General features: G+C 61.9%; 34 protein-coding genes and 1 tRNA gene. 21 read left to right on the forward strand and 14 right to left on the reverse strand.

From position 1 onward, the window contains the following. Window positions 1-40 precede the first annotated feature (40 nt). The 8 genes from FEZ63_RS02710 to FEZ63_RS02745 all read right to left on the reverse strand — a co-directional run bounded on the left by FEZ63_RS02710 (window position 41) and on the right by FEZ63_RS02745 (window position 5,286). Window positions 41-232, reverse strand: coding sequence for a hypothetical protein (locus tag FEZ63_RS02710; protein WP_162419652.1), 192 nt, complete (start codon window positions 230-232; stop codon window positions 41-43). Next, complete coding sequence (locus tag FEZ63_RS02715; protein WP_150942095.1) at window positions 214-1,572, reverse strand: helicase HerA-like domain-containing protein; 1,359 nt, start codon at window positions 1,570-1,572, stop codon at window positions 214-216. The genes FEZ63_RS02710 and FEZ63_RS02715 overlap by 19 nt, the downstream gene beginning before the upstream one ends. Continuing rightward, window positions 1,572-1,895, reverse strand: coding sequence for a hypothetical protein (locus tag FEZ63_RS02720; RefSeq protein ID WP_150942096.1), 324 nt, complete (start codon window positions 1,893-1,895; stop codon window positions 1,572-1,574). Before FEZ63_RS02720 ends, FEZ63_RS02715 begins: the two co-directional genes overlap by 1 nt. Then, window positions 1,892-2,155, reverse strand: a complete 264-nt coding sequence (locus FEZ63_RS02725; protein WP_162419653.1) for a hypothetical protein — start codon at window positions 2,153-2,155, stop codon at window positions 1,892-1,894. Before FEZ63_RS02725 ends, FEZ63_RS02720 begins: the two co-directional genes overlap by 4 nt. Then, a complete protein-coding gene (locus tag FEZ63_RS25085) occupies window positions 2,152-2,706 on the reverse strand; it encodes a hypothetical protein (protein WP_201274069.1) in 555 nt (184 codons plus the stop codon). Before FEZ63_RS25085 ends, FEZ63_RS02725 begins: the two co-directional genes overlap by 4 nt. A 220-nt stretch (window positions 2,707-2,926) precedes the next feature. Further along, a complete protein-coding gene (locus FEZ63_RS02735) occupies window positions 2,927-3,259 on the reverse strand; it encodes a hypothetical protein (protein ID WP_150942098.1) in 333 nt (110 codons plus the stop codon). Window positions 3,260-3,353: 94 nt separating this feature from the next. Then, window positions 3,354-4,565, reverse strand: a complete 1,212-nt coding sequence (dnaN, locus tag FEZ63_RS02740) for a DNA polymerase III subunit beta (RefSeq protein WP_162419654.1) — start codon at window positions 4,563-4,565, stop codon at window positions 3,354-3,356. Window positions 4,566-4,827: 262 nt separating this feature from the next. Continuing rightward, entirely contained in the window at window positions 4,828-5,286 is a 459-nt protein-coding gene (locus FEZ63_RS02745) for a hypothetical protein (RefSeq protein WP_150942100.1), read from the reverse strand. A 57-nt stretch (window positions 5,287-5,343) separates the two neighbouring features. Between FEZ63_RS02745 and FEZ63_RS02750 the strand changes: the two genes are divergently transcribed. Then, window positions 5,344-5,529, forward strand: coding sequence for a hypothetical protein (locus tag FEZ63_RS02750; protein WP_150942101.1), 186 nt, complete (start codon window positions 5,344-5,346; stop codon window positions 5,527-5,529). Between the two features lie 24 nt (window positions 5,530-5,553). On the opposite strand, the gene FEZ63_RS02755 is transcribed toward FEZ63_RS02750, so the two are convergent. The 6 genes from FEZ63_RS02755 to FEZ63_RS02780 form a co-directional block, all read right to left on the reverse strand. Next, a complete protein-coding gene (locus FEZ63_RS02755; protein WP_150942102.1) occupies window positions 5,554-5,796 on the reverse strand; it encodes a hypothetical protein in 243 nt (80 codons plus the stop codon). Between the two features lie 4 nt (window positions 5,797-5,800). Further along, window positions 5,801-6,016 (reverse strand): hypothetical protein, encoded by a 216-nt coding sequence (locus tag FEZ63_RS02760; RefSeq protein ID WP_150942103.1) that lies wholly within the window; start codon window positions 6,014-6,016, stop codon window positions 5,801-5,803. Then, complete coding sequence (locus FEZ63_RS02765) at window positions 6,016-6,432, reverse strand: hypothetical protein (protein ID WP_150942104.1); 417 nt, start codon at window positions 6,430-6,432, stop codon at window positions 6,016-6,018. The genes FEZ63_RS02760 and FEZ63_RS02765 overlap by 1 nt, the downstream gene beginning before the upstream one ends. Before the next feature lie 512 nt (window positions 6,433-6,944). Next, window positions 6,945-7,211 carry a hypothetical protein gene (locus FEZ63_RS02770; RefSeq protein ID WP_150942105.1) on the reverse strand — a complete coding sequence of 89 codons (267 nt, stop codon included), beginning with the start codon at window positions 7,209-7,211 and terminating at the stop codon, window positions 6,945-6,947. A 2-nt stretch (window positions 7,212-7,213) separates the two neighbouring features. Further along, window positions 7,214-7,408, reverse strand: a complete 195-nt coding sequence (locus FEZ63_RS02775) for a hypothetical protein (protein ID WP_150942106.1) — start codon at window positions 7,406-7,408, stop codon at window positions 7,214-7,216. Window positions 7,409-7,410: 2 nt separating this feature from the next. After that, on the reverse strand, window positions 7,411-7,722 hold the full coding sequence (locus FEZ63_RS02780; RefSeq protein ID WP_150942107.1) for a hypothetical protein: 312 nt from the start codon (window positions 7,720-7,722) through the stop codon (window positions 7,411-7,413). A 1,537-nt stretch (window positions 7,723-9,259) separates the two neighbouring features. Between FEZ63_RS02780 and FEZ63_RS02785 the strand changes: the two genes are divergently transcribed. The 20 genes from FEZ63_RS02785 to FEZ63_RS02875 all read left to right on the forward strand — a co-directional run bounded on the left by FEZ63_RS02785 (window position 9,260) and on the right by FEZ63_RS02875 (window position 26,037). Then, window positions 9,260-9,336 (forward strand) — tRNA-Met (locus tag FEZ63_RS02785). A gap of 330 nt (window positions 9,337-9,666) precedes the next feature. Beyond that, on the forward strand, window positions 9,667-9,939 hold the full coding sequence (locus FEZ63_RS02790; protein ID WP_150942108.1) for a hypothetical protein: 273 nt from the start codon (window positions 9,667-9,669) through the stop codon (window positions 9,937-9,939). After that, the gene (locus FEZ63_RS02795) at window positions 9,939-10,502 is read left to right on the forward strand and encodes a hypothetical protein (RefSeq protein WP_150942109.1); all 564 of its coding nucleotides are present in this window, start codon (window positions 9,939-9,941) and stop codon (window positions 10,500-10,502) included. The genes FEZ63_RS02790 and FEZ63_RS02795 overlap by 1 nt, the downstream gene beginning before the upstream one ends. A gap of 90 nt (window positions 10,503-10,592) precedes the next feature. Then, a complete protein-coding gene (locus FEZ63_RS02800; RefSeq protein WP_150942110.1) occupies window positions 10,593-11,114 on the forward strand; it encodes a hypothetical protein in 522 nt (173 codons plus the stop codon). Beyond that, window positions 11,104-12,942: a phage terminase large subunit family protein gene (locus FEZ63_RS02805; protein WP_150942111.1), complete on the forward strand. Its 1,839-nt coding sequence runs from the start codon at window positions 11,104-11,106 to the stop codon at window positions 12,940-12,942. The genes FEZ63_RS02800 and FEZ63_RS02805 overlap by 11 nt, the downstream gene beginning before the upstream one ends. An 8-nt stretch (window positions 12,943-12,950) precedes the next feature. Beyond that, entirely contained in the window at window positions 12,951-14,648 is a 1,698-nt protein-coding gene (locus tag FEZ63_RS02810; protein WP_162419655.1) for a phage portal protein, read from the forward strand. 2 nt (window positions 14,649-14,650) lie between these two features. Continuing rightward, window positions 14,651-15,019 carry a hypothetical protein gene (locus tag FEZ63_RS02815; RefSeq protein WP_150942113.1) on the forward strand — a complete coding sequence of 123 codons (369 nt, stop codon included), beginning with the start codon at window positions 14,651-14,653 and terminating at the stop codon, window positions 15,017-15,019. A 12-nt stretch (window positions 15,020-15,031) separates the two neighbouring features. Further along, on the forward strand, window positions 15,032-15,304 hold the full coding sequence (locus FEZ63_RS02820) for a hypothetical protein (RefSeq protein ID WP_150942114.1): 273 nt from the start codon (window positions 15,032-15,034) through the stop codon (window positions 15,302-15,304). Then, window positions 15,304-16,632 carry a S49 family peptidase gene (locus FEZ63_RS02825; RefSeq protein ID WP_150942115.1) on the forward strand — a complete coding sequence of 443 codons (1,329 nt, stop codon included), beginning with the start codon at window positions 15,304-15,306 and terminating at the stop codon, window positions 16,630-16,632. The genes FEZ63_RS02820 and FEZ63_RS02825 overlap by 1 nt, the downstream gene beginning before the upstream one ends. Before the next feature lie 57 nt (window positions 16,633-16,689). Then, window positions 16,690-17,061, forward strand: coding sequence for a head decoration protein (locus tag FEZ63_RS02830; RefSeq protein WP_150942116.1), 372 nt, complete (start codon window positions 16,690-16,692; stop codon window positions 17,059-17,061). A 92-nt stretch (window positions 17,062-17,153) separates the two neighbouring features. Continuing rightward, entirely contained in the window at window positions 17,154-18,191 is a 1,038-nt protein-coding gene (locus tag FEZ63_RS02835; RefSeq protein WP_150942117.1) for a major capsid protein, read from the forward strand. Window positions 18,192-18,210: 19 nt separating this feature from the next. After that, window positions 18,211-18,609, forward strand: coding sequence for a hypothetical protein (locus FEZ63_RS02840; protein WP_150942118.1), 399 nt, complete (start codon window positions 18,211-18,213; stop codon window positions 18,607-18,609). Continuing rightward, the gene (locus FEZ63_RS02845; RefSeq protein WP_150942119.1) at window positions 18,606-19,385 is read left to right on the forward strand and encodes a hypothetical protein; all 780 of its coding nucleotides are present in this window, start codon (window positions 18,606-18,608) and stop codon (window positions 19,383-19,385) included. Before FEZ63_RS02840 ends, FEZ63_RS02845 begins: the two co-directional genes overlap by 4 nt. Then, window positions 19,385-19,888 carry a phage baseplate assembly protein V gene (locus FEZ63_RS02850; RefSeq protein WP_150942120.1) on the forward strand — a complete coding sequence of 168 codons (504 nt, stop codon included), beginning with the start codon at window positions 19,385-19,387 and terminating at the stop codon, window positions 19,886-19,888. The genes FEZ63_RS02845 and FEZ63_RS02850 overlap by 1 nt, the downstream gene beginning before the upstream one ends. Further along, the gene (locus tag FEZ63_RS26140) at window positions 19,888-20,160 is read left to right on the forward strand and encodes a PAAR domain-containing protein (protein WP_162419656.1); all 273 of its coding nucleotides are present in this window, start codon (window positions 19,888-19,890) and stop codon (window positions 20,158-20,160) included. The genes FEZ63_RS02850 and FEZ63_RS26140 overlap by 1 nt, the downstream gene beginning before the upstream one ends. A 10-nt stretch (window positions 20,161-20,170) precedes the next feature. Beyond that, window positions 20,171-20,347 (forward strand): hypothetical protein, encoded by a 177-nt coding sequence (locus FEZ63_RS24780; RefSeq protein WP_153245849.1) that lies wholly within the window; start codon window positions 20,171-20,173, stop codon window positions 20,345-20,347. Continuing rightward, on the forward strand, window positions 20,347-20,778 hold the full coding sequence (locus FEZ63_RS02860; RefSeq protein ID WP_150942122.1) for a GPW/gp25 family protein: 432 nt from the start codon (window positions 20,347-20,349) through the stop codon (window positions 20,776-20,778). The genes FEZ63_RS24780 and FEZ63_RS02860 overlap by 1 nt, the downstream gene beginning before the upstream one ends. Window positions 20,779-20,783: 5 nt before the next feature. Next, window positions 20,784-21,641, forward strand: coding sequence for a baseplate J/gp47 family protein (locus FEZ63_RS02865; protein WP_150942123.1), 858 nt, complete (start codon window positions 20,784-20,786; stop codon window positions 21,639-21,641). After that, complete coding sequence (locus FEZ63_RS02870; RefSeq protein ID WP_150942124.1) at window positions 21,641-22,759, forward strand: phage tail protein; 1,119 nt, start codon at window positions 21,641-21,643, stop codon at window positions 22,757-22,759. Before FEZ63_RS02865 ends, FEZ63_RS02870 begins: the two co-directional genes overlap by 1 nt. A gap of 8 nt (window positions 22,760-22,767) precedes the next feature. Next, window positions 22,768-26,037, forward strand: a complete 3,270-nt coding sequence (locus FEZ63_RS02875) for a DUF4815 domain-containing protein (RefSeq protein WP_150942125.1) — start codon at window positions 22,768-22,770, stop codon at window positions 26,035-26,037. Window positions 26,038-26,046: the final 9 nt, after the last annotated feature.

Consider the following 26,046-nt stretch of genomic DNA (forward strand, 5'->3'; position numbering starts at 1 on the left):
TCGATCATCAAGACCGAGGCGCTTATCACCACCCTCATACCTAGCCTTCCCGGCGCTGGTCACGACAGACCTCATCCACCCAAGCGTCCGTCTCGTCCATCGCAGGCTCGAACTTGAGCCAGAGCCGCGTCAAGAGGTCGATATGGGGCGGTATGTCCTCCTTGCCGGAGAGCCAATCGATCGCCCGTTGCTCGCTGGCTCCACAGCAGCGCGCTAAGTCGCGGGCGGGCATGTCGAGTTCGTTGAGGCGACGGGAGAGTTCGGCGGCATTGATCCGGCTGTAGGTATAGCGTCGTGCCATGATTCTTGTGTCTTTCTGGTTGCCGCTAGGGCGGTGTCCTGGGACTCGAGCCGTGCGATAAACGAGGCGAAGAGGTCCGCGCGCTCGCCAAAGCGAACGCCGTATTTGGGTTTGAGGTTGTCGGCCTTGATGACCGCAATCCGCTGGAAGCGGTCAACCGGACCGATCTGAGCCTGGGGCGGGTCGACCTTGATCCGCTCGACCACAGACGGCACGCCGCCTTCGCCAAGGAATGATACCAAGGCCTCGCCGACGCCCATCTCCGTGATGGCCTCTTGCGTCTTGATGGCCGGGTTTTGCCGGAAGGTCTCGGCGGCCGTCCGGACCGCTCGGCGGTCCCGCGGGGTAAAGGCGCGCAACGCGTGCTGCACCCGATTGCCGAGTTGCGAAAGGATTGGCGCCGGAACATCGAGAGGGTGTTGCGTGACGAAATAGACGCCGACGCCCTTCGACCGGATCAGCCGGACCACGCGCTCGATGGTCTCCATCAGGACCGGGCTCGCCTCCGAAAACAGGAGATGGGCCTCGTCGAAGAAGAACACGAGCTTCGGCTTGTCCAGATCGCCAGCCTCCGGAAGAACCTCGAAGAGGCGGAGCAACAGCCAGAGCAGGAACGCGCCATAGAGTTTGGGCGAGTCCATCAGCCGGTCGGCCGACAGGAGGTTGATGACGCCGCGCCCGTCCTGGTCGACGCGCAGGAAATCGCGAACGTCGAGCGCGGGCTCGCCAAAGAGGACGTTGCCGCCCTGGCCTTCGAGAGTGAGCATTGACCGCTGGATTGCGCCGATGCTTGCCGCAGTGACGTTGCCGTGGCTCGCCTGCAATTCCTCGCGATACTCCATCATCTCGCCGATGACGGCCCGGAGGCAGTCCATGTCCATCATCCGGCTCCCGCCGAGCGGCGCCTCTGGATCGTCCAGCCACTTGAATGCGACATTGAGCACGCCGGTTTGCGTTGCGTTCAGGTCGAGCAGCCGCGCGAGGATGGTTGGCCCCATCTCATGAATGGACGTCTTGATGGGGAGGCCGTCGTCGGAGAACAGGTCCCAGAACGCGACAGGATAGGACCGGCCCTGGCCGGCGGCCGCGACGCCGGAGAGGTCACCCTTCACGTCGGCTGCGAAGACGGGCACGCCGGCGTCGGAGAAGCCCTCTGCGAGCTTCTGAAGGGTGACGGTCTTGCCGGTGCCGGTGGCGCCTGTCACGAGGCCGTGCCGGTTGGCGTACCGAAGCGGCAGGCCGATGCCGTTGCCGAGGATGATGTGCGTCATCAGAGTTGTCCTCCTGTCAGCCTGGGATCGTCCAATGCGATGCGGGTGCCGTCCGGCAACTCCGCATAAAGAGCAGCGTACTCGTAGGTATCGAGCCCGAACTCGGGATCGGGATGGGCCGCGTGAGCCGGACCGAACGAGAGATGTTCGGCGTCCTCGAAGAACGTTTCGCGGTTGCCATCGCTCGCGTAGTTGCCCTCGGTCCAGAGCCATTGAGTCGGCGACTCGTCGGAGTCGCCCTCCGGCGGTGACCATTCCACCGGGCTCGTATAGAGCCGGACCTCGCCGGTCGAGTTCTTCCTGATGGCCACCCTATACGTCACGATTGACCTCCCTTGGTTGCACTTGCCCCGCCATTTGCCGCCTCGGCCTCTTTGATAGCAAGCCGAACGCCTGGCTTGAGTTGCTCCCATTCGGTCCGGTTGTCGCCGGTGAAGCCTCGCCCGTCCGAGTCGGCGTACTCGATCAGGTCAACTGTCGCCTTCATCGCCGTCAACAGGTTCTCATTGATCGCCTCGTTTCCTCCGATAAGGATGGACCGGACCTGGGTCTTGACGTGATCCTTGACGGTGGCCTCGTTCATGCAGTCGCGGTCGACGTGATCGAAGAACGAGCGGACGGCCTCGCCGCACATTGGGCAACGCTCGTTCTTGGCGCCATCGCCGCGTCGACTGCCCTGTCCAGGTCCTCGCCGTTTAGCACCGTGTTCTCCGGCGTCCTGCCCGCAAAGACGCCACCCTTGTCGATGGTGTCCAGGTCGCGCGACCGGAGGAAACGATAGCGCGCCGCGTCGACGTGGTCCGCGATCGGGTTCATTCTCTCGCTCACTAGATGGCGGACCCGGCTCTTTGTTGCCGAGTCGATGTCGGCGGCGACCTCATCGTAAGACCGGCCCTCCGTGCTGAGGATCGCGGCGCAGGTCGGAATCCATGTCGCCAACTCCGCCCCATAGTCGAGGTTGATCCGCTCGCAAAGCTCGTCGATTTCGTCCAGCGAGAGCGGATCTTGCGTGCCGCCATTGGTGGCAAGCTCGCCAATCTCGTCGCTCACCTTGGCGACTGTGGCGTCAGCTTGGTAGTGGCGCAGCGCCGCCAGGATGGTATCGCGCTCGCGGTTGTCGATGAGGTTCGGCATGGTCATGTTCCTTTCGGTTGCCACGATTGGCGGTTTCAGAGTTCTTCGATGTCGGCTTCGGCGCCGGACCGCACGTCGCCCGCCGTCCAATCTTCGATGATGGTGTTCGTATCATCGTTGAGTTGTTCCCCAGGCCGCGGCCTCGGCCGCTTCCTCGTCGTCGGCCTCGACCTCGACCGACTTCGAGAATGGTATCTCGCGATAGAGCGTCACCCGGTATTTAGCCATTGGCTTTGCCCTCCACTGCCGCAATGGCGGCTTTTGCCAAACCGCGCCACTCTGTGAACCAATCGACGAGATCCGACCCAGAGACGTCGAGATCCTGGTCCGCCGGTCCGTCAAACTGTTCTTCCCATGCCTCCGTCGCTTGCTTCAGGATGTCGAGCATCAGCGGCGCGGCGGCAAAAAGTTTGCCATTTGCGTCCTTTACCGCTTCACCGTGCGCGGTCGCTACATAGCCAACCGGCTTCATTCCTTTTGCATAGATCATGCCGCCGGTTGGAGTGTAGCTGTAGGGACCTGGGGTATGGCTAGCCATCGTCTGTCCTTTCATGCCTCAGCGCGCCGGTCCTGGCGTCGCTGGCTGGCGTTGTGAGAAAATTGGTAGGGTTGGCGCGGCGACCTTGCCGCCGCGCCCTGGCGCGGTCCTAGACTCGCATTGGCATTTGGACGTATCGCGTGGCGACCGAGCCGTGATCGTCCGCCATGAGGATCGGCGAGCCGGGATCAGCCAGAGCCACGGCGACGGTCTCATGGTCCGATGCTTTGAGAATGGTTGTCAGGTACGCGGCGTTGACGCCGAGTTCCAGGCAAGGCCCGCTATAGTCGCACGGGATGCTCATTTCAGCCTTGCCGAGGTCGGGATTCGTGACGATCAAATGAAGGTTGCCGCCGTTCAGATCCGAGAACGTGAGTTTGACGGCGCGCCCTCGTTCGCTGGACATTGCAGAGACCGCGTTGACGGCTTCTGTGAAAGCCTTGCGATTGACAATCACGAGGTTCGGATTCCTCGCCGGCATGACGCGCTGATAGTCCGGGTAGGTGCCGTCAATCAGCTTCGTGATGACGTCGACGTGGCCGACAGTGAACCGGGCCTTGACGGTATTTATCAGAACGTCAACGGACTCCGCCGCACCCTTCGCCTTGACGATGGACAAGAGGAAAGCGACCGTCTTACGCGGGATGATGACGCCATAGTCCAGGCCCGCGCCCTCGATATCAACGTCATGGACTGCCATGCGATGACCGTCCGTCGCGACGAACCGGAGCTTGCCCTGGCGCGCTTCCATGAAAATCCCGTTCAGGTAGTAGCGGGTTTCCTCCGTCGATATGGCGAATTGGACCGCCTCGAACGCCTCGCGCAACGCGGCGGACGGAATCGAGAACGAGGCCTTGATTTCGCCCTCGATCCGTAGCTCTGGGAAGTCCGCGACCGGAAGGCCTGGGATCGTCATTCGCAGGCCTTCGAAGTCAAGCGCCGCCGTGCAGTCCTCGCACGCAACCTCGAACACGTCGCCGGGATTGACGCCAGCCTCCCGCCGTTCGTCCGCCGTCGCGCGCCGCGTTGTCTTTTCAATGAGCGCGTCAATCGCGACGTGGCCCGTTGCCGGAGCTTTCTTTTCCAGGTCGCGAAGTGCATGGGCCGGAATGGTTGCCGCAAAACCCGCGTCGGTTGTCGCGTCCAGGCTCACCGTTGCCATGAGGTCCATATCGGTCGCGATGATGGACAGTCCGCCCTCAGCATTGGCGCGCAACAAGGCATTGGCGAGGATCGGAATCGTATTCCGCTTTTCAGCGACGCCGCACACGGTTGCCAGAGCGGCGCGAAGGGCAGGGCGGGCGATGATGGTTGAAGACATGAAGTTTTCCTTTCGGTTGCCACAATTGGCGTTCTCCGCTTGTCGCGGTCTATCCGTCGTTGCGCGGCGGATGGATCGAAACAAGATCATGGGAAGGCGAGCGTTGTCGCGCCCGGTCTCGCCTTAACCCGATATTCCGGGCTCGATTGCACGGCCTAGCGGCGCCGCATGATGTACCTCCTATGTTGCCGCCTCGCGGTGAGTTCTTTGGGCTTCCGCATGGCGCGGCTGTAGCGGCGACGTTGCCGCCGCTAGGGTCGCGTTAAGCGAGGGGAGCTAGATGGCCTTCGCGGATAGCCCATGCGGCGAAGGCGTTGACCTCGTCCGCATTATCTGTCGGACAATCTGGCGTTTCGTCGCCCTTGAAGGCGTGGCGAAAGTCTTCACATTGATCGTCGCCAGACCAGGACGCACTTGCATCGTCCGCAACTCGCGTCAAAGTAAAGCCGCTTTCGTTCTCCGTGATCCGGTAATCTTCGCTTGACGCAATGACGGTCTCGCCGTCGACCTCAAACAGTTGACCGGCCTCGATGAAATCCATGCAATCGGGATCGAAGTCGAGCGAGGCCTCGCCGGTGATAGGGTCGCCATTCGGCCATGCGCCGAAATTGGTGTCGGCGCAATCTAGCGCCGCAATTAACAGGCCTCGCGCGTCGGCCTCTGTTGCCGCACGAACGCGGATGGCGGCGTTTATCTTCAGGTCAAAAGCGAATTCTCTCATGATTCAAGCCTTCCGTGCTTTGGCTGATTCCGCGAGAACGACGCAATAGGGTGGCGCATGGCCAATCTTGTTGTCGAGCCGGTGGCGCATGGTGAGCGCGCCTTGCAAGAGAGCATGGGAAATGGCGAGCGCGGCGCGCGACGACTTGGGCCGATCTTCGAGAATGGCGATAGGTTCGCCACCCATGCAAAGCTCTATCCGAAACTCCTTGCCGTCAGGGACGGCGCGGCTGCTCAACACTGATGGGTTGTTCGGATCTGCCATGGTCTAGCCCTCCGCTTCTGCGACCGCGTCGCTTTCGATCCAAATAAAATGGTAATGGGTATCGTGAGCCCATAGCGTCCCGCGACCGCGCGCTTGCGTCGGTGGCAATTCGACGTGAGCGGGCTCGACGACATAGCCGCCCGTTCCGCCGCTCTGCCAGCGAACCGGAGTTCCAGCCTTAACCCGGCAATGGTGGAGGCCTTGAAACATGAATTCCAAGTCTCGCGTCGTGACAAACTTTGGCATTGCCTTAGGCCTCCGGCTTGATTTCGGTTGACGAGAAAAGCGAATCGACGAACGAGCGCGCTTTGATGTCGCGAACGCAACGGTTGAGGTTTGACGCTATGGTGACCGCCTCCGCCCGTGTGAGATAGACGGTCGCGGCGTCGCCCTGGTCGTTGCGAATGTAGAGAGCGACATGCTCGCGAAAGCGGTGGACCTGTGCGGCTTTCAAACGGTTCGGCATTAGGCGACCCCCCAACCGGATTCCGCGCCGCCGAAAGTGTTGTTGCGACCAGAGGCGAGGAAGAGGCGCAAGGTGTAGCCACGCGGATCTCCGCCGATTTGCGCTTTCGCGCCGTAGCGCGCGGCGATCTCGGAAGCCTTGGCGAGGTCGCGAGCGTCAAGGCGCTCTTTCCTGTCCTCGTCCTCTTGATGCCAGGTGGCGACAAGCTGGCCCGGCTTCCCCTCATAGCGTGGAATGCCGTTGCAGTGCTGGACCGCGCGACGCGCGACGCCTCCGCCGATCCGCAACAGGGCGATTACGTCCGCCGCGATAAGGTGCGGCGCGGGATTGTTTCGACCCTTCGGACAATGGCCGTTTGCGGCCTCTTGAGCAAAGATTGCGGCGAGTTCACAGGCAGATTGCAGCTTGCTAGTCATGGCGTTTCGTTCCTTGCGTGCCGCACGATTGCGGGCTTGATGGCAGGCGACGGCTTAGACGGTCGTGAAAAACGAATGCTTCTCCGCCAGCCGGTTGCGGCGAGCCTTCCGCATGATCCGGACGCGAGCGTCGCGCATGGCGTGGCGGAGGTGGCGATCGGACATTGTGCAATCTTGGTACATGGTCAAACTCCCAGGATCTTGCCGCGCGTGGCGGCTGTGGTATGATGGACCCCGGCTAGGAGGGACGTTTCCGCCCCTCCCGCCGTCTTCAGAGACCGAAATAGAAGAGGATCGTTAGAAATGCCGTGGCGACGGCTCTAGCGGTCCTTTTTCGTTTCCGAGTCCTTCGGACAGAGACGATCAGCACAACGTGCATGAGGTTCGCCTCCGTGGGTGTCCGCAAGTTATCCGCGCGGACGTCCGGCCTTCGGTGCGAGGTTCGCCCGCCTTGAAGAGGTAGAGGGCAAGCCCTCCCTAATGCGCCACGGTCGCGGCGCATGGGGGAATGCTCATTCGTCTTCTAATTTGCCTTCCCAAGCCTCGGGCGAGACGTTGAAGACGATCCACGCGCCCGACGCGGTGAGGATGGCAACGCGACCGTGAGAAGACTTTGCGGCGATCCGCGCGGGCTCGCCCTGATATCCGACCGGCGCGCCTATCGCGTGCAGGCCGTAGCAAGCGGGCGACTCGTAGAATGAGTCCGTACCTTCCACGCAATCGCCAGAGGCGAGGGCAGGCGAGGCGATAAGTGCGAAGGCGAGGGCGAGGGCGCGCATGGTCAAAGCCTCCACTCGCCGACGAGAGCGCGCGACCGCTCGTGATAGAAAAGCATATCGCGATAGAAGCGGTGCCGAGCGGCGCGTGCCTCGCGTCCTGTCCGGTGATGCTCCGCAATCTTGAGCCGAGCGGCGCGGATCACATCGCAATTGCTTGCGGAGGTTGTGAGGTTGAGCCGGGTATATGTGCCGAACATGCTCAACCCTCCACAACGGCGAGGCCGACCGAGCGGCACGCGTCCAGAGCGAACGCGAGGGCGATAGCGCGCGAGGCGAAATAGTGAGGCGAGACGCGGCGCGCGCGGATGCGGCCGCCTTGAACGATGGCCACGGATGGCTGATAGCCTCGCACGGTGAGAGACGCGGAAGGGCGCGCAACAAACACGGTCTGGACCGGTTCAGGCTTCACCTTCAGGGCGCGCGAGACGGACCAGCTAATATTGATCCGACCGAGCTTTAGGAAGGTGAGGCCTCCGACCTTGCGGAGCGAGATGTTGAAGAGCTTTGACATGGCCCGGTTTCCTGTAGTGCGCCACAATTGGCGTCTGTTTCGTGAGTTCAGATTATCACCTCCCATTCGTTCGTCAATAGAAATATGCGTATAGGAATACAATTTATTCCAGAATATTCACCAGCTTGCCCGACCTGACTGGCTCTGTTCCCGACTGGCACCGCTCCGCCAGGGCGGACGAAAAGAGCGTTCGTCTATCTGCCTTGCATGTCGTGTTGCATGGCATGGGCTAGAGCATGGGCATGGGCTAGAGGCCTGCCTTGCATGGGCATGGTGATAGGGCAGGGGATGGCGTGAGGGCATGGACCTGTCATGGCTCGGCATGGGCAGGAGGAAGGGCAGGCCTCGGCATGGGCGGACGCATCGGCATGGCTCGGCATGGATCGAAGGTAGGGCAAGCCCCGCTCGGCATGGTCTATGGGTGAGGGCATGGCATGGGAATAGATATCACTATGCACAATGGGCTCGATTAGAGAGGCAAGGACAGGGAGTGAGGGCCTGGGGACGGCCCAGGGGCGTGGGCAAGGGGAGATCGGGCTCAGTGAGCACGGCACGCGATCGGACGGGCTGGAAATCAAAGGGACCGTATGAGAAGGGCAGGCCGGCGAGGCGCCCCGTCGCCCGCCGATATTGCCGGATTTGTGCGCGCAAAGGGGGATCGTCGTCTTAAGGGTCTGAAAACGTTGTGAAAACGGGGTTGACCGCCCCTTGCGTTTGTGGGCGGGAATAGGCATATTGTTATTGCGATTCAAACACTTGCCGGGGGCGGCATTGCCACAAATCACACGAGTTCGACGCGTCGGGCGGGCCCGACCGCTGTTCCACATCATCCAGACGAAGGGCCGGGTCGCTCGTTGCGACCTCCTGGCTTGGGCTCGAGAGAACTTGCTCGTCGAGGAATCCTGGTACGGAGGTCACCTCCTGCGGATTTCACTACGCAGAATGCGTGCTCAAGGGATCATCGGGTTTGACGAGCAATTCGTCTGGGCAACCGGGATCCCGAAGCCACGCCGACCGCTCCGCGGATGCGTCGCAGAACAGGCCCGAAAGCACCGAGAGCGCCAAAACCTGTCAATCCCTGCAGGCCAAGAAAGCGCATTTAATTAGGACGAATCCGGCACGGGGGGATAAACCGCTGAGATCGCAAGCGGAATGCCCGAAAAAGCGTGCTCGCAGCTACGGGTGGATAAAGTTCAGGCTATTGCGCTTTGAGGACTTTCTCGGCAATTCTCGCGTCCATCAGCCTGTAAGTGACTCTTAACAAAGATCGTCTGGGCCGGCGCCAAGCCGAGCCCACAGCACTCACTTACCGAGATCATTACGATCGTGCTTATTTAAGAGAGAGACCGGCATCTCTTTCATTCTGTTTTCGGCGCTTCGCGTCACGTTCCGTCCAGGCTTCGGCCTCGGGCGGATTTTTTATGTCCCGGTTCTGGCGGAGATCGTCACCAATTCGGTCGGTCTCGTCACGTTTCGCGCTTGTCGCGTCACGAGCCACGGCGCGATGTCACGTTTTGAGACGACGACGTCACTTTTTCGCAGGGTAGAGCAGTCCGGAAGCTCGCGTGGCTCATAACCATGAGGTCGGCGGTTCAAATCCGCCCCCTGCAACCATTCTTCACTAGGGGCGAGGCCCGCAACTGCCGTGGCAACGGTGCGGATAACCGGACCCCGAACATCAAGGCGCGCGACCCCTGGGCCACGAAGGGGCGAGCAGATGGCCGAATCTTGCCAGGATCGGCCGGAGCCATGACGGCAACTAGCCCGCTGTAAGTCGCTCGGGCGAAAGAGCGACGGGCGCCCTGCAAGGCGCCACAACCTATTCGCCCACTTGGGCACAACAAACGTCGCGGTGGCGCTCCGCGCCTGCCGAGCGATCGCGATCAAGCCCGCCCCCGGCATTTTCGAGTCGCTCGACCGCGCCGGCCACATGAAAGACTCCGGATGTCCGACCTCCAACCGACGCGTCGCCGGCTGACCATCCTGTCGGCGCTCGCGACCGGTTGGTTGCCCTGGGGCGTGGAGTGGAAGCCGTATCTGTCGTTGTGCGGGAATGAGTACATCCTGTGTTGCGGTCACGTCATGGGACGGAGCGAAGCGCAAGTGTTCGTTGATCAAGGCCTCTTGGAGGCCGGCGACCCGGACCGCTTCGGTCGGCCGACTCTTGTCATTACCGAGCGCGGCAAGGGCTGGCTTGGCTCCAACTGGGGCTCGTGATGTCTGGAATTCGCGTCTCGGTCGACAAGAGCCGCGTTACCGACCTCAAAACACTGATCAAACGCCTTGAGGGCCCAGAGATCCGCTCTGCCGCGGCTCGCGGCCTCAATGAGCACGTTCGACTGCAGGAACGGCAGGCCGTGCGCCTGCTCTCCGCACAAACGAAGATCCCTGCCGGACGCGTCGCGGCGGTGACCAAATCCGTGAAGGCGTCCGCCTCCGGAGGATCTTCGATGGAAGCATCAGTCGACGTCCGCGACGCTTCAATTCCTCTCGGCCAATTCACCTATCGCTCATGGTCACGCGGCGATGCCGGCGCTTCGGCCGGGGATTGGAACGGGAAGACGTACAAGGGCTCGTTCACCATCGCGAAGTACGGCGGCGCCATCTTCGCGCGTCGCCCAGGAGCGAAGAAGTGGCCTGTCATCCGGCTCTGGGGCCCGTTGCTCCCGAGCGAACTCCGGCGCGCTGACATGCCGACATTGCCTGCCGCACAACGGCTGGCCGACACCGACCTGGAAAGGCGGGTGCTCCGGCACCTTGTGAACGTTCTGGGCGCATAAAAAACCCAGGAAGTTCATATGCCGCGGCGAGCCGCAAAGAAGTCCGCGAATCCGACGAAGGACGCAAAAAGGAAGCGTTTGGACGGCATCATGGCGGATTTTCCGCGTGATGTGAGCGCCAACGAACTCGCTGTTTTGTGGGGAATTGCCTCGCGAAATGTCCAAAGGCTCGCGACGGACGGGATCATCCCGCGATCGAGCGTTCGTGGCCGGTTTCCCCTGAAGGAATCGACTGTCGCTTACCTCCACGACCTCCGCGAGAAGGCGGCCGGTCGTGCAGCGGGCGAAGGCGGCATGACTTTGGCTGCACAACGGTCGCGATTGACCGATCTGCAGGCCCAAGAACAGGAATTGAAGGTCCAAAAGCTCCGCGGCGACGTGATCTCACGCGACGAAGCGACAGAGGGTTGGACGAAAATCGCACGAGCAGCCAAGGCAGCGTTTCTTGCGCTACCGAGCAAGATCCGGTTCGCGATTCCGCATCTCACCGCGCATGACGCGGTCGTTCTCGGCCGGCTCTGCCGTGAATCTCTCGAGGACGTCGCAAACGAACTTGAGGGCGATGATATCCCAGGCGTCGGCTCCGAAAACGGGCTGACCGATGAGCCGTAATGCTCTGGGCCAGGCTCTCAGGGATGTCGGAAGGGCTTTTCGGCCACCGCCGGTGCTCTCCTATTCGGATTGGTCCGAAAAATATATTCGACTGCCGTCGAGTTCGGCGATCTCGGGCCGTTACAAGCTCTGGAAGTATCAACGGCGGATCCTCGAGGCGATCGGCGATCCATTAATCGAACGGGTGACCGTCCGAAAGCCGACGCGTATCGGCTATACGCGCCTCCTTTGCGCGGCGCTCGGCGCGGACATGGCGAATGACCCTTGTTCGGTCATTTTGCTTCTGCCGACCGATGACGACGCGCGCGGCATTATGGTCGACGAGGTGGATCCGACGTTTCAGGAATCGCCGGCGATCTCGACGCTCATGCGGACCGGCCGTTACGACGGCAAGAATACGTTGACGACCAGGTCGCTTCTCGGTGGCGGGTCGCTAAAGGCTCTCTCGGCTCGTGCGCCCCGCAACCTTCGCCGCCACACCGCTCGCAAGCTGTATTGCGACGAGGTCGACGGCATGGAGGTCACCAAGGAAGGTGACCCGATTGCACTCGCCGAGAAGCGGACTGAATCGTTCGCCGACCGCAAGATCGTAAAGGGCTCGACGCCGACTGATGTCACGACGTCGATCATCTCTCGTGATTATGACGAGAGTGACAGGCAGATCTTCAAGGTGCCCTGTCCGCACTGTAACGAGACATTCGAACTGCTCTGGGAGCACATCAGCTTCCCGCATGACAGTCCTGCCGAGGCAGTGGCTATCTGTCCGTTGTGCGGTTGCGTGATTGAGGAACGCTTCAAGCCAGCGATGGTCGAGGCAGGCGACTTCGAGGCCCAGGCGCCCGACGTTAAGGGGCACGCCGGGTTCCAGTTGAACGCGCTCGTCTCTCTGCAGCCGAACGCGTCTTGGGGGCAGCTTGCCGCCGAATACCTGAAGGCGAAGCGCGGTGGTCCGTCCCTGATGCAGGGGTTTTGGAACACCGTTCTCGGCCTGCCGTGGAACACGACCGTCGACAACACCGACGAGCACGAACTGCTCGGCCGTGTCGAGAGCTTCGGTCTCTCTTGGGACCAGGTCTCGGCGGAGTGGCGCCAGGACATCCCGAGGGACGTCCTGTTCATCACTTGCGGCGTCGACGTGCAGCCGGACCGTCTTGAAATGGTCTTCATCGGGTGGTCGCGCCAGCAGCGGTTTATCCTCGGTCATCACGTCATCGTCGGCGCAACGAATGTCTCGACGACCTGGGACGAGTTGGACTCGGTCCTGCTTACGAGGTGGGATCATCCGCTCGGCAACAAAATCGGAATTGAGGCCGCCGCCATCGACTCCGGCGACGGCAACCGAACTTCCTACGTCTATGATTTTGCCGGTCCGCGATCGCATCGCCGGATCTACGCGATCAAAGGCAAGGAAGGACCGCTCCCCGCATTCAAATTCACCACTTCCCGTCGCGTTCGTCGCGCCGGCGCCCGTCTCGCCATAGTCGGTGTTGAGGGCATTAAGACCGACATCATGACCTCGCTTTCAATCCCGCAAGACGGGCTGCAGGCGATCCGGTTCTCGGATGATCTGGACGAGGAATGGTTCGTCCAGTTCACGTCCGAGCGTCGCAAGGTCGAGTACCGCAAAGGCCGCAAGGTCGAGACCTTCGTTCGCATCGGATATCGGGCTGCGGAGGCCCTGGACGCCACCGTTTACGGGCTGGCGGTTCGGGCGACTTGCGTTTTTCACTTCGATCAACGTGAGGCGGACTTGACCAAGACCGAAGAAGCCAAACCGCCTCGGATGCAGGCTTTCCGCGACAAAGTGAAAAGGTTGCATAGCCGATGAAAGCTCCGATGCTCATTGACACGAGCGGCCGCCCGCTCATCAATCAGAGCAAGCCGCAGTCGGCGTACTTCCGGCAGAACAAGTCGCCGTTCCTGTCGACCTGGAAACCGGTCCTACGCGAGGGATCGGACGACGTTCGCGCAGGGTGGCAACTGGCGGCCGCGCGTGCGATCGACGCCATTCAGAACAACGGCTTCATGTCGGGCATCGTCGACGCTTCGGCGGCCTCAGTCGTCGGGCAAGGTCTGCAACTCGCGTCACGTCCGGATGGCGAGGCTCTCGGTTGGAGCGAGACTTACAAGGAAGAGTGGGCCGCGAAGGTCGAACGCGAGTTCCGCGCTTGGGCGAACGTGCCGATGGAAGTCGACGGCGGCGCCCGCATGACGTTCTATCAGATGCAAATTGCGGCCTACAAGTGCTGGATGTTCTATGGCGAGATCCTCGCCATGCTCCCCATGCGCCGGCGCCAGGCTGGGGGTTCGCTTACCAAGATTCTGCTTCTGCCACCGAGCCGCATCGCCGACGAGACGGAAGAGTACAACCGGCTCGTGCATGGCGTCCGGATGGACGATCTCGGCGCTCCCATCGCTTATCGGATTCGGCAAAAGAGCCAGTTCGGATACGAGGTGAGCAAGGAATTTCGCGCCCGCGATCGCGACGGCCGCCCTAATGTGCTTCACATCTTCGACCCATCGATCGCTTCGCCGCGCGGGATCTCGCCGCTCGCGCCGGTCCTGAAGGTCTGCCAACAAGTCGATCAACTTGCCGACGCCACGATCGCTGCGGCGCTCCTGCAGACGATGTTTGCGGCGACCATCCAAAACCAGACTTCGGGCTTGGCTGGGTTCTCCGGCCTGCTCACTGAAGAGGAACAAGCCGGCGGCAAGACGCTCGACATGGACGTGTTCATGGACGCGCAAAACGCATGGTACGACTCGAACGGCCTCAACCTCAACACGCACGGCCGCATCGCGCACCTCTTCCCCAACGACAAGTTGGAGTTTCACGAGGCGAAGCACCCGTCCGAGAATTACGACAACTTCGCCGGCTGGCTGATGAGAGAAATCGCCCGCTGCGCTGGTCTCACCTACGAAGAAGCGACTATGGACTTCCGGAGCGCGACGTACTCGTCGGTCCGAATGGGCACAGCGCAGATCTGGCCCATCGTGCTCAATCGGCGAACGAACATCGTAAACCCATTTTCGCAAGCTGGTTTCGAGGCTTGGCTCGAGGAAAAGATCGGTGAAGGAAGGATCCCGTTCCCTGGAGGTCTCGAAGCCTTCTTCCGGAATAAAGCCGCCGCTTGCGGCGCCTGGTGGAACGGCCCCGCCGCGCCCCAAGCCGACGATTTAAAGACGGCGCGCGCGCACCAGACCCTCAAAGACATGGGCGCCACGACCCTCGAAGCGGTCTCGGCGAGCTACGGCCGGGATTGGCGCGATGACATGAAGCAACGCGCCCGCGAGCGCGATTTTGCTCTGAAACTCGGGCTCCCCGACCCCCACGCTGATCCGCTCGAGAAGAAAGCGGAGTTTTCCCGCGCGGAACAAGGTGACGACGCGGACAAATCCGACGACCCGTCCTTCGCGCCTGACAATCCCGGCTCGAAGCGGTCCCGCTCGGCGCTCAACCTCATGGGGTATGGGCGCCGGAAACCAGATGCAGCCGACCTCGAATTTGAGGCGGAATGGGCAAAGGAAGATTGAAAATGGCTACCGCGAAAACGACTGCTGAGGCCGCCCCCGCTGGCAACGGTCCGCCCACCACCGAAGTCGAGAAGAACGCTGCGGCCGAGGCCCTGAAAGTCTCGGACACGGCCGTCGCGAAGACGAAGGACGATGAGCCCGCCGCCAACGCCGCTCCTTCCCGAGACCTAGACGAGGGCTTCGTTCTCGCCCGTCCGGCGAGGTTCGAGGGAGATCTCCCGTCCTATTGGACCGATGGCGACTACGCCGTCGCGGGTTGGACTTGGGAGATTCAGAAGGCTCTCGTCTACCCGACGAAGGCCTCCGCGAAAGAGGCTCTTAATGGCCCTGCAGCCGGAGAGAATGCCAAAGCCGTCGCGCACCGTCCGTAAGGGATCAGCAAAATGGCGATCGATTGGGGAGTGATCCTGGACCTCAAGGAAACGGATCCCTGTGCCGGACTCCGGCAACTCCGCATTGTTCGCTTGGAAATGGCGTCTACTGGTACGGTGCAGAAAATCTCGTTTCGCGACCGCGAGACTTGGTTTTCGCCCGGTGACGGCAAGATCCTCGACAATATTGAGCGGGAGTTCGAGGCGGCCTGCGCTGCGAAAGAGGGCAGGGCGCTTCACTTCGCGATCACATTGGGCCCGGGCCCGCGCTGTGGGTGCCGATAATGCCAACGTATGATCTCATCCTCCGCAAGGCGTTCAACAAGCCGCTCTGGCTTTTGCCGTCCGCCGCGGAGACTATCGGCGCTTTCCTTTTGGATCGCGCTCGCGGCGACCAAGTCGCGCGCCCCATGAGCGGACGTCTCGACGCCGAGCCGGTTCGCGGCCGCAATGGAACCATGTACCGGCGGCAAGGCTCGGCAGCGATCATCACGGTCGAAGGCGAACTCGTAAACCGTGGCGCGTGGGTCGGTGCGGATTCCGGGCTCACCTCATACGAAGGTGTTGCCTCGCAGTTGAAAGAGGCCGCGCGCGACGCGTCCGTACAAACGATCGTGCTCGACATGGAGTCGCCCGGTGGCGAGGCGGTTGGCGCAATGGAGATCGCCAGCCTTGTTCGGAAAGTCAACGCGGATAAGCGTGTGGTCGCCGTCGTCGATGGCATGGCGGCCTCCGCCGGCTACGCGATCGCGTCAGGCGCCGACGAGATTATCACCGTCCCGTCCGGCATCGTCGGGTCCATTGGCGTCGTGATGCTCCACATCGACCAGAGTCAGGCGCTCGCCGATCGCGGCATCAAGCCTACCCTCATCTTCGCCGGTGCCCACAAGGTCGACGGCCACTCATTCGCAGCGCTGCCGGAAAACGTGCGCGCGGACTTCCAATCTGAGATCGAGCAATTCTATTCCTTGTTCGTCCAGACCGTCGCGGAAGGCCGTAGGGGCATGTCCGCAAAAGCGGTGCGCGCAACGGAAGCGCGTACTTACATCGGCCAGGAAGCCGTCAAGGTCGGCCTCGCCGATGCGGTTGGCACCCTAGACGACGTCCTCGCCGGAATCGCCGCTCGCGGCAACGGACGGAAGTCATATTCCAAAGCAAAAGGATCTCTGAAAATGGATATCGAAGAGAAAAACGCAGCCGCGATCGCTTCTCTCGCTGCCGTGGTTGACAAACAGATCGCCTCGGCGACCGCCATCCAGCCGGCTCCCGCAGCCGCAACACTCGACACCGGCGCGATCGCCGCACAGGCCGCGGCCGACGCCAAGGCCCGTATCGGCGCCATCCTTCAGTCTGATGAAGCGAAGGGCCGCGAAACGCAGGCCAACCACATCGCGTTCCAGACCGATATGTCGGTCGACGATGCGAAGAAAATGCTCGCGGCTTCGGCGATCGCGGCCCCGGCGGCCAGCGAGCAATCTTACGTCGAGCGTAAGGCAGAGGGTGGCACGCTCGGCTTTCACGAAAGCACCCCGGACACGAAGGCCGTGGCCTCCGCTGGATGGGGTAAGGCCACCAAGGCGGCCAACCGTCAGTTCGAGGACAACCCGACCTAATCGGGCTCGCTCACTCTCTCCACCCACCCATTCAGATCCGTTTTAAGGGAGGCTTAAATGCCTGTTCTCACCGAAGGCGTCCATCCTGGCGAATTCATTATGTCGGAAGCCGGATGGCACCGGTCGCGCGATGCGATCACGATCGTCGCGGGATCTGGCGTCGTCACTGCCGGAACCGTGCTCGGCAAGGTCATCGCGTCGGGCAAGTACGCACCGTCTCCGGCTACTGGCGCGGATGGTTCCCAAGTCGGCTCGGCCATCAACATCTACACCGTCGACGCCACGTCTGTTGACGTGAAGGTCTCGGCCATCACGCGCGACGCCGAGGTCAACAAGAACTGCCTGCTCTATGCAGTGACGGTCAACGACGCCACCAAAAAGGGCGTGAAGAACAGTGAACTTGCCGCCGTAGGCATCATCACTCGTTAACTCCCGAGCCTCTTCGCCCCATCCCCTAAACGCCCGCAAGGCGGGCACACGGACCACCGCCTTAACGCGGGAAACAAAGGGAAACCGCTACTATGTTGGACATTTTCAACGACGACGCATTCTCCGTCACGTCGATGAGCGACGCGATGCGCGAGATAAAGTACGTCCCCGGTTACGTCGGGAAACTCGGCCTCTTCCGCGCCACCCCTATCGACACGCTGAATATCGCGATCGAAAAGGCCGCGGATGGGCAATATTCGATCGTGCCGGCCTCGCCACGCGGCGCCCCGGGCGACACGGTTGGAAAAAATCGTCGCACCATGCGGATGCTCCGCGTCCCGCACTTCCAGCGCGACGACGCTATCTATGCCGACGAGGTCCAGGGCGTTCGTGCTTTCGGCACTGAAAAGGCCGTTGAAACCCTGCAGGGCAAGATCGCCATGCGGGCGGCCGAGCACAGCCAGAGCTTTGCGCTCACCGAAGAGTACCATCGCCTCTCCGTCATTACCTCCGGCACGTTGCTGGATGCTGACGGTACTGTGCTTTACAACTACTTCACGGAAATGGGCGAGTCACAGCCGGCGGAAGTCGATTGGGACCTCGACAACGCCTCCCCGGCCGAAGGGGTCTTGCGCCAGAAGTCCGCGGATCTCATGCGCGCCATGGGCACCGCTCTCGGCGGCCTTCCGTTCAACGGCATCCTCGCGCTCACCGGCGATCAGTTTTACGACAAACTGATTCAGCACAAGGAAATCCGTGACACCTACAAGGGATTCGAAGGTGTGCAGGCGCTTCGCTCTGGCTTCCTAGAGGCAAGCAACGCCGGCGCCAATTCCGGCGTTTGGGGTGAGTTCGACGCGCTCAACATCCGTTGGGTCAACTACCGTGGTGGTCTTGGCGTTAGCATCGCCCCGACCGAAGCGAAGTTCATCCCCCTCGGCGTTCCCGGCCTCTTCCGCACCGTCTATGCGCCAGCGGACTACGAAGAGACGGTCAACCAACCGGGCCAGCGGCTCTACGCGAAGCAGTGGTCGATGCCGAATGGAAAGGGACGGAACCTCGAGTTCCAGACCAACTCCCTTCATTACGTCACCCGTCCGCGCGTGCTCATGCGCGCCCGTATGACCTAATCGAAAACGGCGCGCGGCAATGCAAAAGTTCGACGCCTATGAGGCCATTGCATCCGAGAATGTGGATGACCTCTTCGGCGAAGAAATTTATGTTGAGCCGCGCGCCGATGGCGAGTTCGTGAAGGGAACCGCTGATCCCCTCCGTGTGGCGTTCTCCACGGTTGGAGTCGTCGACTTCTCTCCGAAGACCATGAAAACCCGCTACGGCGGTCGCAATGACGCCGACGCGTCGGAACTGGTCGGCGAGCTTCTCCACATCAGCATTCGGGAGGTGAATCTCCCGACCACGATAAAGCCAGGTGACCGCGTCCAGATGCTCTCGAGGCCACTAGAGCCCGTCGCGGCCGTGACAACCGTCGAGCCCGATGGCCTCGGTCGCGTCATCCTGCGCTGCAAGCCTGGAAAGATGAAGACATGAGCCTCGTCGGCGCCGCGATGCGGATCATTTTCACCAAACTGGTGCGCGGTCGCACAATGGCGGGTCAAGCGGTCCTCAACGCGCCTGTCGAGCCGCTTGTCGAAGTTCTCCGCCAGCAGGTCCCGGTCATTTCGGTCTATACCGGCGTCCACAAGGGCGACGTCACGGGCCGTGAGTTGACCTCTCTCAACAATGGCTCCATCGAACTCGTCTACCAGGCTTATCTACCGGCAGGCGACGACACAGCCGAGGATCTCAATCTGCAGCGCGCAGGCGCGGCGCTCGGAATCGATCTTCTCGTGCGCCAGATCTCGGTTGCGCTCTCCACTGGCTCGAAGCCGTGGATCGATCTGTGGAAGTTTCTCGTGGCCGGCTACGGCGACTTTGACAGTCGGCCAATCCTGATCGAACTCGAAACCGGATTGCGCGTGCCCTGCCGCGAAGTTTCAATGGCGTGCCGAACGATCCCGGAACCTGGCATCGGCATTGCCCTCAACCCGTTTTGGGCCGGCTTCGATGCGGCACTCCGCGCCGATCCGGATCCGGGTCTGAATGTGCTTGCGGATATGTTCAGAGACCTCATCGTTGAGCCCACCGGCCTCGCAACCTGGGAACAGGTGCAGGCGGCCGCCGGGTTGAGCGACGCTGCTATTCAGGCGATCGGCCTTGCTCCGGTCGACCCGACAGAAGAAGGCGAGCCGGCCGAACTCTCGGGTATCGAGATCAACCCGGCCGACCTGACGGTGGTTGTGCCGCCAACTCTCTCGGGCTCGTAATGCGCTCGCTGATCGAGACGCTCGCCCGCCAAGTCGAGTCGGAAAATCGGGGATCGAATTCGCTTCGGTATGGAACGGTCCATGAGGTCAACGCCGAGACCCACAAGATCCGCGTCCGCCTCGGCGGCACAGACGAAAAGCCGTACCTTTCGCCGTGGATCCCGTACGCACAGGTCGCCGGCGCACTGAAGGTTCACACGCCACCTTCCAAAGGGCAGCAATTCGCGCTCATGTCCGGCGATGGTGACTTCCGCCGCGGCATAGCGATCCCGATGACGTGGAGCGACGAGAACGCCTCGCCCTCGAAAAAGGGCGACGAGCACGTCATGACTTTTGGCGATGTGAAGGTCGAGGTTCGCGGCAAGCAATTGAAGCTGACGGTCGGTGGCGCGGTCTTCGACGCGACCGACCAGGCCGTGACGCTCTCGATCGGCGGCACGAAAATGGAATGGAGCGACGGCGGCCTGAAGACCAGGGCCGCCGATTACGATTGGAAGACGTAATGCCTGGGGTCGCTTGCGTAGGTGTTGATGCCGCCGGCGGCACTCAACTCGGGCTGCAGGGCGCAAATTTCAAGGTCGACGGGAATCCCATCGTGCTCTTGGGGGATCATGTCGCCCCGCACTCACCGTTCGAGCCTCCACACGTCCCTGATCCGACGATGGCCCAGGGCTCACCGAACTTCCGTCTCAACGGCATCCCGGTTTGCCGGGAAGGCCACGTCGCAACGTGCGGGCATCCGACAACCGGACGCCCGAAATTCAGGATCCCGTAAGGAGGGCTCAATGGTTGACTTGACCAAATCTCGATACCTCGTGACCGAACTAGCCGGTCCGTTCGTCGCCGGCCGGCGCCATCGCAATCAGCCGCTCGATCTCACCGCTAGCCAGGCCGAGCATGAGCTTCGCCTCGGCCACATCCGCCCCGAAGCCGCCAAGCCCGCCGGCAAAAAGACCGCGTAATGTCCTCGGCGGGGATGGATCGCGAGACGGGGCGGCTGATCCACAATTTCGATCACGTCGCACAATCTATCGGCGACGTCCTCACCACCGGAATCGGCCAACGTGCGGTGCGCGAATGGTACGGCTTCCCAGGTCTCGCGATGCTCGGCGAGAACATGAATCATGACAACCTGGTCAAGTTCTTCCAGATCGTCGCGATCGCGCTCTCCATGCGCCAGAAAAACGGGCTCCCGGTGGAGCCTCGCTTTCGCGTCATAAAGATCGTGCCGCTCGAGGCTCTCCGAAGTGGCGAGTTCGCGTGTCGGCTCGAGGGAGAATATCTCCCCCGCGGGCATCTTGGCGACTTCACTCCTGCCGGTAAGCGGCGCGTCGTTCTCTCGGGATCCGGAAGCCGGTTCACGGCGGTCGAAGAAGCTGAAAGCATTGGATAGCCTCGATGGCCGATAGCACCCTCTATGACCTTTCGGCCTTCCCCGAGCCGCAGATCATCGAAGAGGTCTCGCTCGAGACGACTGTCGGTCTCATGACGGGCGACCTGGTGGCTCTCTTCCCGGATTTGGTCGGGGTTGCGGGGCTCGAAAGCGAACCGAGCCAGAAGAACATCCAGGTCGTCGCGTTCCGAAAGGCCATCCTCGAAGCCCGGATGAACGACGTCGTCAAGTCGAACCTCCTGGCCTTCGCTGTTGGAACGGATCTCGACAACCTGGCCGTCTTCTACGACGTGATCCGGATGAACGACGAGGGTGATGACCGCCTCCGCAAGCGCGTCGTGTTGGAAATTCAGGGTCGCTCGACCGGCGGCACAGCACCCCGTTACCGGGCAGTCGCGATGAAGTCGAGCCTGCGGGTCCAGGACGTCGTCGTCTATCGCGAAGGCACGGATCCGACCATCTATGTCGCGGTCTATTCGATCGATAACAACGGGGTCGCCGACGAGGCGCTTCTCGAGACCGTCCGTACAGCCGTCAATGACGCGTCCGTCCGGATGGTGAACGACACGATCATCGTCAAAGCGGCCATCTTTACGGTCATCAACATCTCGGCGAACGTTTGGCTTCTGCCGGAATCGCCGGACTCGCTCATCGGAACGATGCCGGCAACGTTGCGCTCCACATGGGCCGCCGAAACCGGCCTTGGATTCGATCTCGCGCGCGCGTGGATCGGCGCTCGGCTCATGCGCCCAGGCATTCAGCGTGTCGACGTTCTGACGCCAGTAGACAATGTCGTGGCATCCCCGAATGAGGCGATCGCAATCGGCACGGTGACGCTCAACAATATGGGGCGGGCGTACTAATGCCGCTGGATCTCCTGCCGCAACAGTCGACCGCTTTCGAGCGGGCCCTGCAGGAGGCAACCGACTTCTACGATAAGATTTCGCCGAGCATCGACGCGGCCCGCGGCCTCAAGATCCTGAACCCACCGCCTTCTTTCCTGCCGTTCCTGATCTACGAATACGGCCTCGGCGAGCTTACGCCCTACGTCGTCAATCTCTACGACCTGATCGACGAGGGGATTCGGTGGCAGCGGGTCCGAGGCACTCCGCAAGCATTGTCCTATGCTCTCGCGTGGGTCGGATATACCGCGCGGCTTGAGGAAGCGCCTCCGCGCCGCCGGCGCTGGAACGCCTTCCAACTTGAACTCGACCGGATCAGGGATAGCGAGGACGACCTCGCCCGTATTGAGGGTGTTGCTCGCCTGTCTGTCCCAATGCGGTCATACCTGGCGCGCGGGTTCAAAGGTTACGACATCCGCGCACTCGAGTATGGGCACGGCGCCTGGGGCAACAAGCTATGGTCTGACTACTCGGGCGTCCGGATCGATCCGGAGGGCGCCAAATGGTCGTTCTCCCGAAAGTACGAATCCGATCACGCGATGTCCGAAGCCGAGTTGACCGCGCTCGGCGTCTGGTTGCCGCCGGTCGGCCCAGGCAACGTGACGTGGGGCGCGTTCCCCTGGCTTGCCGCGCCTTGGGGGGATGAAGCGACGCGGGCGCGATCAGCCGCCATGGTTGAGGCGGTCTTCACCGACCGGAATGGTCGTCCGGCTTGGGCAGTTTTCAAGGATGGCGACGGCGCGGTCATCGGATATCGGCGCGCGCGGGCCTTCCACCGGGTCGCACCAAACAGCAACGGTCAATACAAGATCGGGTCGACCTCTTATGGGATCGTCTCGTCTTCGGCCACTTCGATCTATGTCGAGGCCCTGACGGACTTCGGCGACGGGTTCGGAACGACGGCTGCAACGGTCGGGTTCCTCGCCGGCGCTGAGCCCGTTGTCGGCAACCCCCTCGGATCCTTGTGGCTTCCACCCGGCGGCCTTTCGGTCACAGGGCCAATTTTCGCTGAGAAACCTTTCTCGATCCAGTTCGGTCGCACCGTGCGCGAGCGCGTGAGCGCCGTTCTCCGGTTTTAGGAGCCATCATGGCAAACGAGCATCCGTCCGGCATTCCCGACGCTTACGACCGTTCGGCGGAAAACCCCGATTGGGCGCGAGTCGTGGTGCGTGAAAATCGCTTTGCTCAGGGTGCGGAGATCAACGAACTGCAGTCGATCACGGAGCGGCGCAATCGCCGGGTCGGCAACATGACGGCGAAGGACGGCGACCGGATCTCCGGCGCCGACATCATCATCGACACCGACGCTGAGACCGCCACTCTTTCGGCCGGTGAGATTTATGTCGAAGGCGATATCCGTCCGGTCGCCGCCGCGTTCTTTCCGGATATCCAGATGGTGGGTGAATTCGCCATCGGAGTGCGCCTGCTCAAGACTTCGATCGACGAGTTGGACGACCCGAACCTTGTCGGCCTCCATCCTGGCTCGGAAGCCGAAGGCGAGCCCGGTGCGGCTCGCGTAATCGAGACGATCTCCTGGTCAGTCTTCGGTGACGCTCAGCCTGGCGTGTTCTATGGCGTCTATCTCATCAAGGATGGCGCGGTCATCGACCAGCAGGCGCCGCCCTCGCTTTCGGGTGTCATCTCTCAGATCGCCGTCTATGATTTTGACGCGAACGCGAACTATATCGTCGAGGGATGTGAGGTCACGTCGCTCGGCAAAACGGGCAACGACCAGGTATTCAGCATCGGTGCCGGCCGCGCGAACGTCCTCGGCTTCAAGAGGATCCGAGAGGCTAGCATCCGGCACTCCGAGCCGGAGGAACCTGACCTCGAGCAGATCGCCGCTGAGCCCCATACGTTTACGGGCGTGACCGGCGGCTCAACGGTGGTCGAGGTCTCGCGCGCGCCCATCGAATCCGTCCAAGCTGCCATTGTGGTCAAGCGAGCGGTCGAGGTCATCCCACGCGGGCTTGTCCCCGGTGGCATGGATGACCTTGGATTTTCATCGGTCATTGAGATCGAGTCGATCGTTTACGCCGGCAACCCCGTCCCCGACACCGCATGGGATCTCATCGGGGACGCCGTCTCCTGGGCACCGGGCGGCACCGAACCGCCGGCTTCGTCCACCTACACGGTGACCTATCTCTATAACTCATCGGTCACGCCGACCGCGATCACTGATACGACGGTCACGGTGAGCGGCGGTGTCAACGGGCGTCCCGTCCTCATCTCGTACACGTCGAAGCTCCCGCGCACGGATATCCTGTGCATGGACGTCACCGGACGCCCGGTCTACGTGAAGGGCCTCTCGGCCCGCCGCAACGCCTTGCCGCCGATCACGCCATCGAACGTGCTGAAGCTCGCGGAGATCCAGAACAACTTTCTCGTCGCCGAACGGCCGGTCGTTATCAGCAATGGCACCCACAACTTCACCTATGACGAGCAGCGCCGGTACTTCAACCGCCTGATCGATATCCTTGACCAATTCGACCGGGCGGAGAGCGAGCGGGACATCCTTTCGCGCGAGCCCGTGAGCAAGAAGGGCATCTTCACCGACACTTTTGTCGATGACTTCTACCGCGACCAGGGCGCATCCCAGACGGCCGCGGTCAACAAGGGGGTCCTGCAACTCGCGATCGACGACGTGCTGCTTCAGCGCATAGGCACGACAATCCAGACCCTCAACTTCACGGAAGAGGTGGTCATCAGTCAGCCGCTCCGTACGCGGTCGATGAACATCAACCCGTACGACAACTTCACGGTCATGCCGGGTGCCATGACCCTCGTGCCGCCGGTCGATTTCTGGACGGACGAGCAAACGGCGTGGACGTCAGCGATCACGCAAGAGTTCACCGCCGCGCCAAACCAGCCTCCCGGCCAAACGACCTTCAACGAGGTTACCGAGATCCGGCGCGTCAACGCCGTCAACCTTCGGCAGATCACGGTCAACGTAACGCTGGATGGCTTCGGCGCCGGCGAGAACTTGGCAACGCTCACGTTCGACGGGATCGACGTGAAACCGCCTGGCGTCCAGACGGCGAACGGCTCGGGCGTTGTCACGACCTCGTTTGTCATCCCGGCTGGCGTGCCGGTTGGTCGCCGCCGGGTCCATGCGACCGGCGCCGCCGAGAGCTTCTGTGAAGCGATTTTCGTGGGTGAGGGCACGATCGACATCACGACCATGCGTCGGGTGACGCTTATCACGCGTGCGGCGCCGACAGTGAAGCCGCCTGTGACTCCTACGACGCCGATCATCCGGAACATCACGATCATCAATCAGATCACGCAACCCGTGATCCAGCAGAACAACCAGGATCCCGGCGGCGGATCAAACGGTGGCGCCCCGGATCCGCTGGCTCAGAGCTTTACGATCCCGGAGCCGCGGCTCATCGTCGGCCTCAACTTTCGCTTCACCGAAATCGGCGACAGGGCCAAGGGCGTTCGTGTCCAGTTGGCTCGGATGCAGAATGGCTTCCCATCGAACGAGGTGTTGGCCGAAGCCTTCATCAGCATGGCAACCCCGGCCGTGGGTGACCTGATCCAGGCTCGCTTTGCGGCACCGGTCTTCCTGCCGTCCGACCGGGAGTTCTGCTTCGTCATCTTGACGGCGGATCCGGACCACTCGGTCGCCGTCTGCCGGTTGGGTGACGTCGACGTCGCGACCCAAAAAAGGATCTCGTCTCAGCCTTACACGGTCGGTGTGCTGTTCTCATCGGCGAACCGCATGTCCTGGACACCGCACCAGGACACCGATCTTCATTTCGAGATTGTCGCGGCGAAGTTCGCCCCGGCAACCAAGTCTATCGATCTGTGGACGGGAGCGTTCGACCAAGTCTCGGACATGGTCATTCGGGCCGCTGTTGAAATCCCGACTGACGATGCCGCCTTTCGGTTCGAGCTTGTGCGTCTGTCCGGCGAGGTCATTCAGGTCGCCCCCGACCAGACGTGGGAGTTCGATGAGTTCGTCGACGAAACGGTCACACTGCGCGCCGTCTTGAGCGGCACGGAGAAGATCTCCCCGATCCTGTACCCTCATGGGATCCTGATAGGCGGCCGCATTCGTGAAAGCGGCACCTATATTTCGCGTCTGTTCCAAATGGGCGTCGCGGTAAAGATCGCCGCCGTGTTCAAGTCGTTCCTTCCGGCCGGATCGTCGATCTCCGTCGATGTCGACGAGGGCACCGGGACATTTTCGCCGTTGACGCTCGGCCTGACGGACGTTCTTGGCAACAACTGGAACGAGCCGAAGTACGAAAAGGCCTCTCACACGGCGGCCTTCGGAAGGATCCGCATCACCTTGAACGGCACGCCCGCCGCTCGGCCATCCATCGCGCGCCTTCGCGCCTATTCGATCTAGGGGACGCCC

It is taken from the genome of Microvirga brassicacearum, assembly GCF_008757455.1.
Taxonomy (GTDB): Bacteria; Pseudomonadota; Alphaproteobacteria; order Rhizobiales; family Beijerinckiaceae; genus Microvirga; species Microvirga brassicacearum.